Annotated in this window: 14 protein-coding genes; 8 read left to right on the top strand and 6 right to left on the bottom strand. The window is 64.9% G+C overall.

Translation table 11 applies throughout. The features are described from left to right. Positions 1–24 precede the first annotated feature (24 nt). The 7 genes from modB to G394_RS0101130 all read left to right on the top strand — a co-directional run bounded on the left by modB (position 25) and on the right by G394_RS0101130 (position 5,539). Complete coding sequence (gene modB, locus G394_RS0101160) at positions 25–696, top strand: molybdate ABC transporter permease subunit (protein ID WP_028576079.1); 672 nt, start codon at positions 25–27, stop codon at positions 694–696. Then, positions 693–1,508: an ABC transporter ATP-binding protein gene (locus tag G394_RS0101155; RefSeq protein ID WP_245578235.1), complete on the top strand. Its 816-nt coding sequence runs from the start codon at positions 693–695 to the stop codon at positions 1,506–1,508. The genes modB and G394_RS0101155 overlap by 4 nt, the downstream gene beginning before the upstream one ends. A 118-nt stretch (positions 1,509–1,626) precedes the next feature. Continuing rightward, a complete protein-coding gene (locus G394_RS17450; protein ID WP_084435174.1) occupies positions 1,627–2,322 on the top strand; it encodes an ATP-binding cassette domain-containing protein in 696 nt (231 codons plus the stop codon). A gap of 9 nt (positions 2,323–2,331) precedes the next feature. Next, entirely contained in the window at positions 2,332–3,045 is a 714-nt protein-coding gene (gene modA / locus G394_RS0101145; RefSeq protein ID WP_028576077.1) for a molybdate ABC transporter substrate-binding protein, read from the top strand. A gap of 2 nt (positions 3,046–3,047) precedes the next feature. Continuing rightward, positions 3,048–3,710 carry a molybdate ABC transporter permease subunit gene (locus G394_RS0101140; RefSeq protein ID WP_043774300.1) on the top strand — a complete coding sequence of 221 codons (663 nt, stop codon included), beginning with the start codon at positions 3,048–3,050 and terminating at the stop codon, positions 3,708–3,710. A gap of 19 nt (positions 3,711–3,729) precedes the next feature. Next, a complete protein-coding gene (locus G394_RS0101135; protein WP_028576075.1) occupies positions 3,730–4,452 on the top strand; it encodes a Rossmann-like domain-containing protein in 723 nt (240 codons plus the stop codon). Between the two features lie 265 nt (positions 4,453–4,717). Further along, complete coding sequence (locus G394_RS0101130) at positions 4,718–5,539, top strand: transporter (RefSeq protein WP_028576074.1); 822 nt, start codon at positions 4,718–4,720, stop codon at positions 5,537–5,539. Positions 5,540–5,602: 63 nt separating this feature from the next. Here the strand turns inward: G394_RS0101130 and G394_RS0101125 are convergent, their stop codons facing one another. Next, on the bottom strand, positions 5,603–6,658 hold the full coding sequence (locus tag G394_RS0101125) for a TOBE domain-containing protein (protein WP_051306856.1): 1,056 nt from the start codon (positions 6,656–6,658) through the stop codon (positions 5,603–5,605). A 257-nt stretch (positions 6,659–6,915) separates the two neighbouring features. On the opposite strand from G394_RS0101125, the gene modA (G394_RS0101120) reads away from it, so the two are divergent. Then, positions 6,916–7,665 (top strand): molybdate ABC transporter substrate-binding protein, encoded by a 750-nt coding sequence (gene modA, locus G394_RS0101120; RefSeq protein ID WP_028576072.1) that lies wholly within the window; start codon positions 6,916–6,918, stop codon positions 7,663–7,665. Between the two features lie 102 nt (positions 7,666–7,767). Here the strand turns inward: modA (G394_RS0101120) and G394_RS0101115 are convergent, their stop codons facing one another. The 5 genes from G394_RS0101115 to G394_RS0101095 all read right to left on the bottom strand — a co-directional run bounded on the left by G394_RS0101115 (position 7,768) and on the right by G394_RS0101095 (position 13,477). After that, a complete protein-coding gene (locus G394_RS0101115) occupies positions 7,768–8,286 on the bottom strand; it encodes a chalcone isomerase family protein (protein WP_028576071.1) in 519 nt (172 codons plus the stop codon). 158 nt (positions 8,287–8,444) lie between these two features. Beyond that, positions 8,445–10,166: a methyl-accepting chemotaxis protein gene (locus G394_RS0101110; RefSeq protein WP_028576070.1), complete on the bottom strand. Its 1,722-nt coding sequence runs from the start codon at positions 10,164–10,166 to the stop codon at positions 8,445–8,447. 71 nt (positions 10,167–10,237) lie between these two features. Then, the gene (gene ade, locus G394_RS0101105) at positions 10,238–11,941 is read right to left on the bottom strand and encodes an adenine deaminase (RefSeq protein WP_028576069.1); all 1,704 of its coding nucleotides are present in this window, start codon (positions 11,939–11,941) and stop codon (positions 10,238–10,240) included. Between the two features lie 28 nt (positions 11,942–11,969). Further along, complete coding sequence (locus tag G394_RS0101100; protein WP_028576068.1) at positions 11,970–12,839, bottom strand: lysophospholipid acyltransferase family protein; 870 nt, start codon at positions 12,837–12,839, stop codon at positions 11,970–11,972. Then, a complete protein-coding gene (locus G394_RS0101095) occupies positions 12,839–13,477 on the bottom strand; it encodes a lysophospholipid acyltransferase family protein (protein WP_043774294.1) in 639 nt (212 codons plus the stop codon). Before G394_RS0101095 ends, G394_RS0101100 begins: the two co-directional genes overlap by 1 nt. Positions 13,478–13,577: the final 100 nt, after the last annotated feature.

Below are 13,577 nucleotides of genomic sequence, written 5' to 3'. Positions count from 1 at the left end.
GCACGAAATCTTCAAGGAATCTCGATGGACACGACCTTTCTCTTCCCGGTGCAGCTCAGCCTGCGCGTGGCTGCCCTGGCCACCCTGACCTCCCTGATCTTCGGGGTCGTCCTGGGCTGGGTCTTTCACCGTTGCCGCTTTCCCGGCCGGGAACTGGTCGACGCCATTCTGAGCCTGCCCATGGTCCTGCCGCCCACGGTCCTGGGCTACTACCTCATCGTCCTGCTGGGCCGAAACGGGTTTTTGGGGCGCTGGTTGCAGGACGCCTTCGGGGTGACGCTCATCTTCACCTGGCAGGGGGCCGTCATCGCCGCCGCCGTGGTCTCCTTCCCCCTCATCTTCAAGTCCGCCCGCGCCGCACTGGACGGCGTGGAGCGCAAGTACGAGGACGCGGCCCGGACCATGGGCTACCCCGAGTGGCGCGTCTTCCTGCAGGTCTGCCTGCCCCTGGCCGGGCGCGGCATCCTGGCGGGCACCATGCTGGCCTTCGCTCGGGCCATGGGCGAGTTCGGGGCCACGCTCATGATCGCGGGCAACCTGCCCGGCCGCACCCAGACCCTGTCCCTGGCCGTGTACAGCGCCACCCAGGCCGGCCAGGACAGCCTGGCGGCGCAGCTCGTGCTGGTCATTTCCGTGCTGTGCACCCTCATCCTCTGGGTCTCGGGGCGACTGCTGACCCCGAAATGGCAGGCATGAACATGTTCTTCATCAGCCGCACCGAGACCTCGCACGCCTCTTCGGCCCCAACGACAACGTCCCCGACCGTGACCTGCGACATCGAGGCCCGTGTCTGCGCACCCGGGGCGGAGTTTTGCCTGCAGGCCAAATTCGAGGCATCATCACGGCGCATCGCCCTATTCGGCCCCTCGGGCTCGGGCAAGAGCCTGACGCTCATGGCCCTGGCCGGGCTGCTCAAACTCCGGATCGGACGCATCGAGGTCCGGGGCCGGACCTTCTTCGACGCCGCCTCCGGCCTGAACGTGCCGGCCCGCAGGCGCAACGTCGGCATCGTCTTCCAGGACTACGCCCTCTTCCCGCACCTGACCGTGCGCGAGAACGTGTCCTTCGGTCTGAAACCCTTCCTCGGCCCCCTGAAGCCCGCCCACCGGCGGCGCGTCGACGAGCTGCTGGAACTGTGCGGCTTGGGCGATCTGGCCGGACAGCGCCCGAACCAGATCTCCGGCGGCCAGCGCCAGCGCACGGCCCTGGCTAGGGCCCTGGCCACGGAACCGGACCTCCTTCTCCTGGACGAGCCCTTCACCGCCCTGGACCAGCCCCTGCGCGAGCGCATGCGCGCCGAGCTCTTCGCCATCCTGGAGCGCTTCGACATGCCCATGGTCATGGTCAGCCACGACCTCGACGACGTGGACCACTTCGCCCAGACCCTGGTGGCCTTCGGACGCGGCCGGGTCCTGGACGTGGTCGACTACGAGACGCGCCGCAGGACGGAGTCCGCCCGACAGATTCTCGACCCTCTCTTTCTGGCCGCCCAGACGCAGACCGTCTGAACGGTCACGCTTCCCTCCCCTTCCGTGACCTCGTTGCAGGGCGCAACCTTTTCCCTTTAACCCAGAGGGAAATACGGTCCGATTCCATCACCCCGGACCGACAAGCCCGGAGCATCGCATGGGACTCTGCATCCAGCTACGCAAACGTCTGCCGCATTTCGACCTGCGCCTCGAACTGTCCTGCGCACGGGGAGAGCTGACGGCCATCGTCGGCCCCTCGGGCGCGGGAAAAAGCACCCTCATCCGGCTCGTGGCCGGTCTGGAAACTCCGGACTGGGGGCGCATCGAGCTCGGCGGCAGGGTGTTTTTCGACAAGGCTGCCGGAACGGACATGCCGACGCGCAAACGGCGCATCGGCATGGTCTTCCAGGACTACCCCCTCTTCTCCCACCTGACCGTCGAGAAAAACGTCGCCTTCTCCTGTCCCGACAAAGCCATGGTCGACACGTTGCTGACCCGCTTCGGAATCCGGCGCCTGGCCCGCCGCAAGCCCGAAGCCATCTCCGGCGGCGAGCGCCAGCGTGCGGCCATGTGCCAGGCCCTGGCCAGCAGCCCCGACATCCTGCTGCTGGATGAACCCTTCTCGGCCCTGGACGCGCCCACGCGCAAGGACCTGCGCCGCGAACTCCTGCACCTGACCGCAAGCCTGAATATCCCCGTGCTGCTGGTCACCCACGACCTGCACGAAGCCTCTGAGCTGGGCGACTCCATCTTTCCCATGACCGACGGCCGCCATGACCCCGAATGGCTCACGGGAGCCATCGCAGGGGCGAGGCATGCCGCCGGCCGTCTTTCAACCCGCGTCTGCGCATAAGGACCCGACATGAAAAAAACGCTGCTGACCCTCCTGCTCCTCCTCCTCGCCCTCCCCGCCCAGGCCGGCGACACCCTGCTCATCGCGTCCGGCGCCGGCTACAAGCCCGTTGTGGACGCCCTGGCCGACGCGTACGCGAAAAAGTCCGGGGCGACGGTGGAGCGCATCTACGGCAACATGGGCCAGGTCATCGGCCAGGCAAAGACCAGCGGCAAGGTGGACCTGCTCATCGGCGAGGAAGGCTTCCTGCGCGCCGCCTCCCTGCCCCTTGCCGAGAGCGCCGCCCTCGGCAGGGGACGCCTCGTCCTGGCCTGGCCCAAGGGCAAGGACGAACCGGCCGATCTGAAGTCCCCGGCCGTGGCGCGCATCGCCATGCCCGACCCGGAGCGGGCCATCTACGGCAAGGCCGCCGCCCAGTACCTGGACGCAAGCGGCCTGCGCGAGCCCCTCAAGGACAAGCTCCTGGTCGTGGGCACCGTGCCGCAGGTCTTCACCTATCTGGCCACGGGCGAGGTCGACGCCGGGTTCATGAACCTGACCCAGGCTTTGGCCGCTCCTGACCAGATCGGCGGGTACAGGGAGATGGACGAGAAGCTCTACAAGCCCGTGTCCATCGCCTGCATCCGGATGGAAAACTCCCCGTCCCCCGACGCCGCCCGCACGTTCGCCGAGTTCCTCGGCACGGACGACGCCAGGACCATCATCGCCGCGCACGGACTGTAGGCATGCTGGAGTCGCTGACCGACCCAAGGACCATCGGTCCGTTGCTCCTGACCATGAAAGTCCTGGCCATCGCCGGGGGCGCCCTGCTGCCGTGCGGGGTGCTCCTGGCCTGGTACCTGAGCGGCAAACCGTCGCCCGCCCGGACCGTAGTCGATTTCCTCGTGGCCGTGCCGCTGGTCTTCCCGCCCATCGCCACGGGCTTCATCCTGCTCATGCTGCTGGGACGGCAAGGGCCTCTGGCGGCCGTCATGCCCGTGGACGTCGTCTTCGCCTTTCCGGGTCTGGTCCTGGCGTCCATGGTTTCGGGGCTGCCCCTGCTGGTCAAGCCCGTGGAGGCGGCCCTGCGCACCCAAGGCAAGCGCCTGTCCGAAGTGGCGGCCGTGCTCGGCAAGACGCCCTGGCAGACTTTCCGGCTGGTCCTGCTGCCCGCGGTCCGCAGGCCGGTGCTGGCCGGGTGGCTCCTGGCCCTGTGCCGGTCCATGGGCGAGGTCGGCGTGACCCTCATGCTCGGCGGCAACATCATCGGCCGAACCAACACCCTGTCCCTGGAAATCTACAACTGCGTCTTCACCGGAGAACTCGACCGCGCCATGGCCCTGTGCGCCATCATCGCCACGGTCTCCGGCGGGATGCTCTTCACGCTCAAACGGCTATCCGCCATCTAAAAACACACGGAGAACCACAATGAACACTCTCGAACAGGTCCGCCAGCGGGCTGTCGACATCTGGAAGGATGCGGGCCTCATGGACGAAACCGTCGAAGTCACGGCCGCGCCGCTGACCGTCGAACAGGCCATCGGCAAGCCTGAAGGCCGGGACTTCCCGATCCAGAAGGGCAAGGAAAAGCTCATGGAGGCGCGCTTCAAGGGCGCCAAGGGCCAGGCCTTCACCGACACCTACGGCAACTATCAGGGCACCCTGGCCGACATCGCTCGCCTGAACCTGGCCGAACCCAGGGCCACGGCGGTCTTCGTGGCCACCCTGAACGCCGTCATGCGCAGCCTGGACCGGGCCGAGTGCACCATCCACTGCAAGGACGCCGGTCCGGCCGAGTGCTCGGGCCGCGTCGCCGCGCACATTCGCAAAAATCACGGCAACCCGAAAATCGGCATGGCCGGGTTCCAGCCGGCCATGATCAAGGCCCTGAGCGGCGAATTCGCGATGCGCGTCCTGGACCTCGACCCCGACAACATCGGCCAAGTCCGGCACGGCGCCCTCATCGAAGGCGGCGATGCCACGGACGGCGTCCTGCGCTGGGCCGACCTGCTCCTGGTCACGGGCACGACCCTGGCCAACGGGACCATCGACATGTTCCTGACGGACAAACCGGTCATCTTCTACGGCACCACCATCGCGGGAGCTGCAGCCCTCATGGGTTGGGAACGATTCTGCCCGTGCAGCATGTAGGAATGAATTTCGAACATTGTAATCCAATTTATCTCTTAATCACTTTTTCAAACACATCCGTGACAACATAGACATATTCGATAAAAATGACGCATATGAATCTTTAAATCATCATAAGGAGATTCATATGCGTCTTTTCCTGCTCTCAATCATTTCTTTCTGCATCCTGATGTCATCTGCAGCATATGCAGACAACACGACTTCAGCGGCAAAACCGAAGCCACTCGCGCCTGTCACGTTTCAAGACGGCAATATTTTCGATCCCATGAAATTCGCCATAATCGGCAAATATGTCTATTTCGATCAGTTCAAGATCCACACGGGATCATCCAAGGACGATCCCGGATTCGGAAAGCGCAGACGCACGGCTCATGCCGGCCAGTTGACCTTCCGCGCCGGGCTGCTCGAAGGCTTCGAAGCGTTCCTCACGGCCACGGCCTTCGACAAGGAACTGGAGCGCAAGAACGCCAAGGGGCTGACGGATGAAAGCGACATCCAGGGCCTGGGCGACATCCAAGTCATGGGACGCTGGCAGGCCTTGACACAGAAAAAGGGCGACCCGCTTTCCCTGGCCCTGGGCCTGGGGCTCGAAATCCCCACCGCCGACAGCGACAACCGCAATTCCTTCGGCACGCAGCCGTACATGGGGCCGTTTCTGCAGTTGAGCACAGGTTCCTGGAACCCCAAGGCCTCCCTGAGCGCGTCCCGGGTATTCGGCCGATCCCGCCTGGACGGACAGCTCATGTACACGCTGAACACCGAGGGGGAGCATGACCTGGAAAAGGGCGACATGTTCCAGTACGATCTCGGCTACGGCTTCGCCTTGAGCAAATGTCTCACCGCGGGCCTGGCCATGAACGGGGCGCATCAGGAGAAGAACACGCAGCAGATGGCTCCGGGCGTGACCAAGAAGGACCCCAACTCGGGGTGCGACATGATCTTCCTCGGCCCCGAGCTGAGCGTGAGGGTCGAACCGTTGAACATGGTCCTGGGGCTGGCCGCGCCCATCACCGTGTACGCCGACATGGACGGCACCCAGCCCGTCGAGGATTACCGCGTCGTCGCCAAGCTGGCGGTGCAGTTCTGAAAAAAATGGGGCCCGGCGCGAACTCGTCGCACCGGGCCCCGCACACAAAGGAATCCGGAAGGTCTATTCGAGGGTCAGGATGACCGAGAAGGCCTTGACCATGGCGCAGATGTCGTCGCCGACCTTGAGGTCGAGCTTGCTCACGGACTCGTCGGTGATGAGCGAGGTGATATTGGTGCCGTCGGCCAGGTCCACCACCACCTCTGCCGCGATCTGACCGACGTTGACGGCCGAGATCTTCCCGCAGAACTTGTTGCGGGCGCTGGTCTTGAACATGGAGTCCTCCTTGACCAGCACGACCCACGGGGCCTTGACCGTGGCGATGACCGTCATGCCCATGGCCAGCCCAAGATTCTGGAAACTCTCCTTGGTGATGACGGACACGACCTTGAGGCCCGAGGCAGTGGTCACCTCCACCTCGCTCAGGATGGCGCCGTCGCGGATGGCGCTGATCTGGCCGACGAACATGTTGCGGGCCGACGTCTTCATCTTTCTTTCCTTGTAGATGTAATGGTTCATGATCCTCCTGGTGTCGGCATCGGAAAAGCTGACGTACTGGGAGGACGGGTTCTGGTGGCCGAGCATGGCGTCGACCACGACCAGCGGCACCCCGCCCCGCAGCAGCTCCACCGCGCGCGAATGGCGCAGCACGCGCGGATTGAGGAGGTCGCGCGGGATGTCCGTGCCCTGACCGCGCTCGGAGAACTTGCGCCGCACGTAGCCCTGGTCCAGGCGGAAGACCTGGCCGCGCAGCTCCATGCTCATGGGGTCGTCGAAGAACAGCGTCAGTCCGTCCACGACCTCCACGGGCAGCGGGATCTCGCGCGACGCCTCTCCCCTGACCCGGACCACGCCGCGGGCCAGGTCGAAATCCTCGCGGTCGTCGAGTTCCAGGGCCTCGCCGAGGCGCATGCCCGTATGACGCAGCAGCAGGAACAGCAGCCACATGCGCATGCGCCCCTGCCGGGTGCGTGTGTCGCGGGCCGCGAGCAGCCAGTCACGGAAAGACCTGGTCAGGGCGTCGAGTTGAGCCAGACTCAGATGCTTGACCGTGTCGGGAACCTGGAACATGCGCGCCGCCTTGGGCGCCTTCCCGGTCCCGGCGGCCGGGATTCCCATGCCGCGCCGGGAAATCTCCTCCTGGGCCAAAAAGGCAAGATGTAGCAATGCATTCGGATCAAGTTGATCCATTTTATTTGTATCAATCTGTAAGGCTGCGCCGGACGGAGTCATGCAATCCCCCTTAAAAACACATGCACGATACGCAAAGACATGAGCAATGCAGTCACGCTTTGGCCTGCATGCGTGACCACGTTGCCAAACAGGCTTGCCCGAGGCCAGAGGAAAATCAACACCAACCTGGAAAGGAGACCATAATGAAATCACGAACACTGCCTGCACTATTGCCCCTTGTCCTCATCCTCTTCTCGACGACCGTTTTCGCCGGCGACCTGCTGGTCTCCGCGGCGGCCAGCCTGACCAACGCCTTCCAGGACATGAAAGGTCCCTTCGAAAAGGCCCACCCCGGAACCACCATCGTCTTCAACTTCGCGGCTTCGGGCCCGCTCCTGCAGCAGATGGAGCAGGGCGCGCCCGTGGATGTTTTCGCGTCCGCCGACCAGGAAACCATGAACAAGGCCGAGAAGCTCGTCGACCCCGCCACCAGGGTCGATTTCGCGGGCAACGCCCTGGTGCTCGTCGTGCCGGCCGAAGGCGCCCAGCCCCTGACCGGTCCCGCTGACCTGCAGGGCGAACAGGTCAAGCTCGTCGCCATCGGCAACCCCGAATCCGTCCCCGTCGGCCGCTACACCAAGGGCGCCCTGACCGCTGCCGGCCTCTATGACGCTCTGACGCCGAAATTCGTGCTGGCCGAGAGCGTGCGCCAGGCCCTGGATTACGTGGTCCGCGGCGAGGTCCAGGCCGGCTTCGTCTATGCCACTGACGCGGCCCTGCGCGCCGACAAGGTCAAGGTCGCGGCCGAAGTGGCCGGCCACAAGCCCATCAGTTACCCCATCGCCCTCGTGCAGACCTCCAAGAGCAAGGACCTGGGCAAGGCCTTCATCGACTTCGTCAAGGGCGCCGAAGGCCAAGCCATCCTGGCCAGGTACGGCTTCAAGAAGCCCTAGACGCCACGCGCTTTCAGGGGGGCTCCATGCCCCCTTGAAAGTGTGAGGAGAGAAAACTCCCCAAGCCCAGGCACCGTGCGCACCGTCCGCCGGGGTCTGTGCTCAACTGCCGCCAAGCAGTCGGGCGCGGAGCTTCGGCTCGCTCGTTTCGGGCGAAAGCCAGATATCGAAAAAGCGGTCCGTGAATTCCTGTTCCCGTATGGCTCCGATAAAAACGCCGTCCCTATAGAACAGCGTGCCTCCCGCCCTGTCGCGCACTCCCGTCAGGGTCATGTCTTTGACGACGTCAGGGAAAATCGCTTCCATGCGCGCCCCGAAGCGCCGCAGCGTTTCAGGGTCGTCCAGGCCCTGCCGGCGCATTTCCTCGATGCTCCTCGTCGCGATGTCCGCCCCCTTGAGTTCCATGTGATAGACGATATGCAGCGCGAAGGGCCCGTCAGGGCGCCAGTTCCCGGCGGGCGCGTACAGGGTGGCGGTGTAGACGTTCCAGACCAGGAAACTCAGGTTGCCGCTGCCCACGGGCTGCGGGTTGTCCATGTATCTGTAGAGATGTGCGGGTGCGGACAGGGCGTCTGCCGCAAGGAGCAGGATCAGGAGCCAGGCGCGAAGAAAGCCTTTCATGTGCATTACCTCCCTCGGACGCAATGCGGACGTCCATGATGGAGAGGTATGACGAAAAAGACCGGGAAGGAAGCGACAATCGGAAGGGCATGGGGGGTGAAAAACAGAACGCGCCCCGAAGGACGCGTTCTGTCTCGATCAATTTCGGCAACGCCCCGTCACACCTTGAACTTCTTGACCAGCCCCTCCAGAGCCCTGGCCAGCAGGGAGAGGTTTTCGGAACTCTGCTTGAGCTCCGTGCTGTTGGTCGAGATGCGCCCCGAGGCGGTGCTGACCTGGACGATGTCCTTGGCGATCTCGCCCGTGACCACCGAGGCCTGGGACACGTTCTCGTTGACCTCCTGGATGCCCATGGAGGCCTGACCGACGTTCTCGGCGATGTCGCGGGTGGCGGCTGACTGCTGCTCCACGGCGGCGGCGATGGTAGAGACGAAGGTGCTGACCTCCTCGATGACCGCCATGACCTGGCCGATCTCCTCGATGGTCGCGGTCGTGGAGCCCTGGATGCCGGCGATGCGGTCGCGGATCTCCTCCGTGGCCGAAGCCGTCTGGTTGGCCAGCTCCTTGATCTCGTTGGCCACGACGGCGAAGCCGCGGCCGGCCTCGCCGGCACGTGCCGCCTCGATGGTCGCGTTCAGGGCCAGAAGGTTGGTCTGGGAGGATATGGCCGTAATAGTCTCAGTGACCTTGCCGATCTCGCGGGCAGCCACCCCGAGCTGGTCCACGCGCTGCGAGGCCGAGTTGGCCTTGGCCACGGCGCGCTGGGTGACCTCGCGGGTCTTGTCCGTGTTGCCGGCGATCTCGTGGATGGTGGCGCTCATCTCCTCTGCCGCCGTGGCCACGGTGCCGACGTTGGTCGAGGCCTGCTCCATGGCCGCGGCCACGGAGTTCATGTTGGCGTTCATCTCCTCCGAGGCCGTGGCCACGGTGTTCGACTTGGCCGAAAGCTCCTCGGCGCTCTTCAGCAGGCCGTCGGACATCGTCTCCAGCTCGGCCGAGGAGCCCAGGAGGACTCTGGCCCGCTCGGTGATGTCCCGGACAATGACCCGCAGGTTCGACGCCATGTGGTTGAGGTGCCCCTGCATGTCGCCCAGCTCGTCCTTGCGGCTGACCGTCAGTTCACCGGTCATGTCGCCGTCGGCCAGGCGCTCCAGGTAGTCGCCGGCCTCGCGCAGTGGCCGCAGCACGCTGGCCCGGATCTGCAGCCAGGAAACGGCGCCCACCAGCAGGAGTATGCCCATGGTGACCGCACCGACGGTGAATTCGCTGGACAGGATCGCGGCGTTGGTCTCCTTCAGGGAGGAGATGACGACGAACGCGCCGTGCACCTCGCCGGCCTTCCATCCTTCCTTGACGCCCCCGGTCGGGTCCTTCTCGCCCTTGGGGTCGCCGTGGCAGTACAGGCAGTCCTCGGACAGGCGGATCGGCTTGAAATAGAGGAGCCTGTCCTTCTCGACGATGACCTTTTCCTGGATGTTCGAGGAGCTGAATTCGTCCAGCACCTTCCGTTCCAGGTCATTGGGCGCGTTCTTGGGGTTGCGGGGGCTCTCCTTGGGCACCTTGAACTCGTACCCGGCCTCCGCGGCCTTGGCCGCGGCCGTGTTCATGGCCGTGACGATGGGCACGGATTGCAGCAGCCTGGCCGGATCATCCTTGAGTTCATCCAGCGGGCGGAGCACTCCGAGCTTGTGCTTGTGGGCCATGTCCTCGCGCACGGACTCGGCCATCATGACCACGGAGCGGCTCTCTTTGAGCTTGCCGCCGATGGCGGCGTCCGTGACGTCGCGTATGTGCATCCAGGCCATGACCAGCGCCAGGACCAGTGGGCCGCAGCCGGTAATCAGCAGTATCTTCCACTTCAGACTCAGTCGCGCCCACATAATTTTCTCCTCAGTTGCGCCGTTTTCAAGCAGGAAGAATAATTAATTGCACGTACAGACGAACGCAAGCACTATTCGTGTAACGACACAAAATCAAAGGAGGAAACGTCCACCAGCCCCCTGTCGGTCAGTCGCAGCTTCGGGATGACCGGTAGCGACAGGAAGGACAGCTGCATGAACGGGTTGATGTCCGCGGGGCAGCCCAGGGACCGCGCCGCGGCGTTGAGGCGATCCAGGCCCGCCGCGACCTCTGCGGGTTCGCGGTCGCTCATGAGCCCGGCCAGGGGCAAGGGCAGAAGCTCCAGCACCCGGCCGCCTTCGACGCAGACATAGCCGCCGCCGCACGCCTCCAAAGTCCGCACGGCCAGCATCATGTCGGCGTCCGAGACGCCGACCGTGATGAGATTGTGGGAATCGTGGGCCACGGTTCCGGCCAGGGCGCCCCGCCGGATGCCCAGACCCCGCACCAGCCCCAGCCCCCTGCCCCCGGTGGCGTGGTGGCGTTCGAACACGGCCAGCTTGGCCACGTCCGCGTCAGGGTCGGCGCAGACGAGGCCGTTCTCGACCCTGGGCTTGACGAGGTCGACCTCGGTCACGATCTGTCCCGGCACCGTGCGGATCACGCGGACCCGCCCGTCCCGGGCCGGGATGTCGAGACAGTCTGTGGACAGGTCGCCGAGACGGACGCTGCCCGTCACCGTCACGCCGCTTGGGGCGGCGTCCCACGACTGGTCGTCGATGTGCCTGCCGCGCAGATGGACGGAGGAGATGGCGAAGGAATCCAGGTCGTCGAGGAGAATGAAGTCCGCCCTGTAGCCCGGGGCCACGGCCCCTCTGCGGTGCAGGCGGAAATACCGCGCCGTGTTGATGGAGGCCATCTGGATGGCCCGCAGGGGCGAGAGGCCGTTGCTCACGGCCAGCCGGACGGCATAGTCGAGGTGGCCCTGGCGCAACAGGTCGTCGCAGTGGCGGTCGTCGGTCACCAGGGAGCAGTTCTGACTGTTGAAATCGTTGACCAGGGGCAGCAGCTCCACAAGGTTCTTCTCGGAACTGCCCTCGCGGAGCATGACGTGCATGCCTTTGCGCAACTTCTCCCGGGCCTCGGCCAGGTGCACGGCCTCGTGGTCGCTTCCAGGACCGGCCAGGATGTAGGCGTTCAGGTCGAGGCCCGTCAGCCCCGGCGCGTGGCCGTCGATGGGCCTCGTCCCGGCTGCGACGAGCTTGGCCAGGACCTGCGGGTCCTGAAACAGCACGCCGGGATAATTCATCATTTCCGCCAGACCGGGCATGCGCTCGGAAAAATCCTCAAGCATGGCCTGAATTTCCTGAGGCGAGATCCTGGCCCCGGCCGTCTCCAGGTGCGTGGCCGGCACGCAAGACGGCATCATGCAGCGGATCTCCATGGGCAGTTTGCAGGTGGTCTCCAGCAGCCAGCGGATGCCGTCGAGGCCCAGCACGTTGGCCAGCTCGTGGGGGTCGCAGACGGTCACGGCCGTGCCGTGGCCCGCGGCCACCCGGGCGAAACGCACGGGGTCGAGCAGGGTCGATTCGATGTGGATGTGCCCTTCCACCAGCCCCGGGCAGAGAAAGCGCCCTTCGGCGTCCAGGGTTTCCTCGGCCTCGTAGTCGCCGATGCCGAGGAACACGCCGTCCTTGACGCCGATGCTCGCGGGGTGGATTTCGCCGGACAGGACATTGACCAGCATGCATCCGCGTATGAGAAGATCCGCCGGGGCTTCTCCCCTGGCGGCGGGAATGAGTCGATTCAAGGACATGGCGTCACCTCGCGTCTGTATGTGGTGGTCAGGGACGGGTTTTCCAGCGGCGGTGCATCCAGAACCACTGTTCCGGATGCCTGAGGACCATACGCTCCACGGCGTCGGTGTAAAAGCGGCAGATGCTCTCGATGCGCTCCGCCCTGCTCCCCGTCAGCCCGGCGGTGTCCAGGCAGGGCAGGGTCACGAAGCGGAAGCGCCCCTCGGGCAAACGAAGCAGGAAGCAGGGCCAGACCTCGGCCTTGGCGCGCAGGGCCAGGATGGCCGGCCCCTTGTTGACGGCCGCGACTTCGCCCAGAAACGGCAGGAACTGGGCTTCGGCGCGCCTGCAGTTATGGTCGACCAGGAAGGCGCTCAATCCACCTCCCCGCAACTGCCCCAACGCCGAGACCGCGGCATCGCGATGCGGCAGGACCCTGATCTTGCTCTGGGAGCGCATGTGCATGAGCAGGTCGGACAGGGCCGGGTCCTTGGGCAGACGGACCACGACCTGGCAATCGGTCTTGCTGGAGAAGCATTTGAGAACTCCCCCCAGCAGTTCCCAACTGCCGAGATGCCCGGTCACCCCGACGATGGGCCTTGGCGAAGAGCACATGCGCGCGAAAAGCTCCGGGTTCTCGTATTCGACGCGCTCCGCCAGGAAACGATAGTCCATGTAACGGGCATGAAAAAGCTCCAGAAAGGCGCAGGCGCTGTGCCGGAAGCTGGCCCTGGCCAGTTCCCTGGCCTGGCGTTCCCCCAGCCCGAGGCGGTCCCGGATGCGGGCCGTCGTTTCCTTTCTGCGCGCGGGCAAGGCCGTCCACATCAACCAGCCCAGACCTCTCCCGAAAGCATGGATGTCCTTCAGCGACAGGGACGAGCACAGGGGCAGGAAGGCGTTGTAGAGAAGTTGCCGCATCAGATGGCTCCCAAGGAGTTCATGAGTTCTTCGATGCGCTCGCATTGGCGCTGCATTTCCTCGGGATCCCTGGTGCAGTCCGGCAGGTCGACGGGATCGCCGTAGACGATGACGCAACGCGAAAAGGGCCAGGGCAGCTGGAACTTGTCCCAGGCCTTGTGAAATATCTTGGCCCGCTCCATGACCACCCGTACGGGAACCACGGGCGACCCGGCCAGGTTGGCCAGGAAGACCGCCCCCGGCTTGACCTTGTGGCGCGGCCCGCGCGGACCATCCACGGTGAAAATGACCCCCAGGTCGTGCTCCTCCATGAACCGCTTGGCCGCGACCAGGGCGCGCATGCCCCCCCGGGAGCTGGACCCGCGCACGGTCCTGAAGCCGAAGCCCTCGAGAACCGTGGCCAGAAGCTCGCCGTCCTTGCTCTGGCTGACCACGCAGGCCATGTGCTCGTCGGAATGGGAGGGGATGAGGGGGAAGATCTCGTCGTGCCAGAGGATGATGACCGGGCGCCTGGCGCGCAGGGCCGGATCCTTGAAAACGGCCAGATTGCGCCGCTCCAGCCGCAAGGTCATGCACCACAGGCGCACGATCGGCACGAGGATGGCCCCGATGAGCCGCGGGGGTAAGGAAAGGCGCACTGCTGTCTCCTGTTAAAAATCGAATCGGATTTGCTGATGGTCAAATGGCAACTTGATAGATCAAAACGATTTGACCGCTCCGCAACGCTGCGTAATGCAT

Source organism: Desulfomicrobium escambiense DSM 10707 (assembly GCF_000428825.1).
GTDB classification, from domain to species: Bacteria; Desulfobacterota; Desulfovibrionia; order Desulfovibrionales; family Desulfomicrobiaceae; genus Desulfomicrobium; species Desulfomicrobium escambiense.
This window is presented reverse-complemented; position numbering and strand designations above follow the sequence as displayed.

Bases quoted from the DNA above. Each gene is read 5' to 3' on its own strand.
- G394_RS0101135 (WP_028576075.1), top strand. From the start codon at position 3,730: ATGAACACTCTCGAACAGGTCCGCCAGCGGGCTGTCGACATCTGGAAG.
- G394_RS0101115 (WP_028576071.1), bottom strand. From the start codon at position 8,286: ATGAAAGGCTTTCTTCGCGCCTGGCTCCTGATCCTGCTCCTTGCGGCA.
- G394_RS0101100 (WP_028576068.1), bottom strand. From the start codon at position 12,839: ATGCGGCAACTTCTCTACAACGCCTTCCTGCCCCTGTGCTCGTCCCTG.
- modA (WP_028576072.1), top strand. From the start codon at position 6,916: ATGAAATCACGAACACTGCCTGCACTATTGCCCCTTGTCCTCATCCTC.
- G394_RS0101125 (WP_051306856.1), bottom strand. From the start codon at position 6,658: ATGGGAATCCCGGCCGCCGGGACCGGGAAGGCGCCCAAGGCGGCGCGC.
- modA (WP_028576077.1), top strand. From the start codon at position 2,332: ATGAAAAAAACGCTGCTGACCCTCCTGCTCCTCCTCCTCGCCCTCCCC.
- G394_RS0101110 (WP_028576070.1), bottom strand. From the start codon at position 10,166: ATGTGGGCGCGACTGAGTCTGAAGTGGAAGATACTGCTGATTACCGGC.
- modB (WP_028576079.1), top strand. From the start codon at position 25: ATGGACACGACCTTTCTCTTCCCGGTGCAGCTCAGCCTGCGCGTGGCT.
- G394_RS0101140 (WP_043774300.1), top strand. From the start codon at position 3,048: ATGCTGGAGTCGCTGACCGACCCAAGGACCATCGGTCCGTTGCTCCTG.
- G394_RS0101155 (WP_245578235.1), top strand. From the start codon at position 693: ATGAACATGTTCTTCATCAGCCGCACCGAGACCTCGCACGCCTCTTCG.
- G394_RS17450 (WP_084435174.1), top strand. From the start codon at position 1,627: ATGGGACTCTGCATCCAGCTACGCAAACGTCTGCCGCATTTCGACCTG.
- ade (WP_028576069.1), bottom strand. From the start codon at position 11,941: ATGTCCTTGAATCGACTCATTCCCGCCGCCAGGGGAGAAGCCCCGGCG.
- G394_RS0101130 (WP_028576074.1), top strand. From the start codon at position 4,718: ATGAAATTCGCCATAATCGGCAAATATGTCTATTTCGATCAGTTCAAG.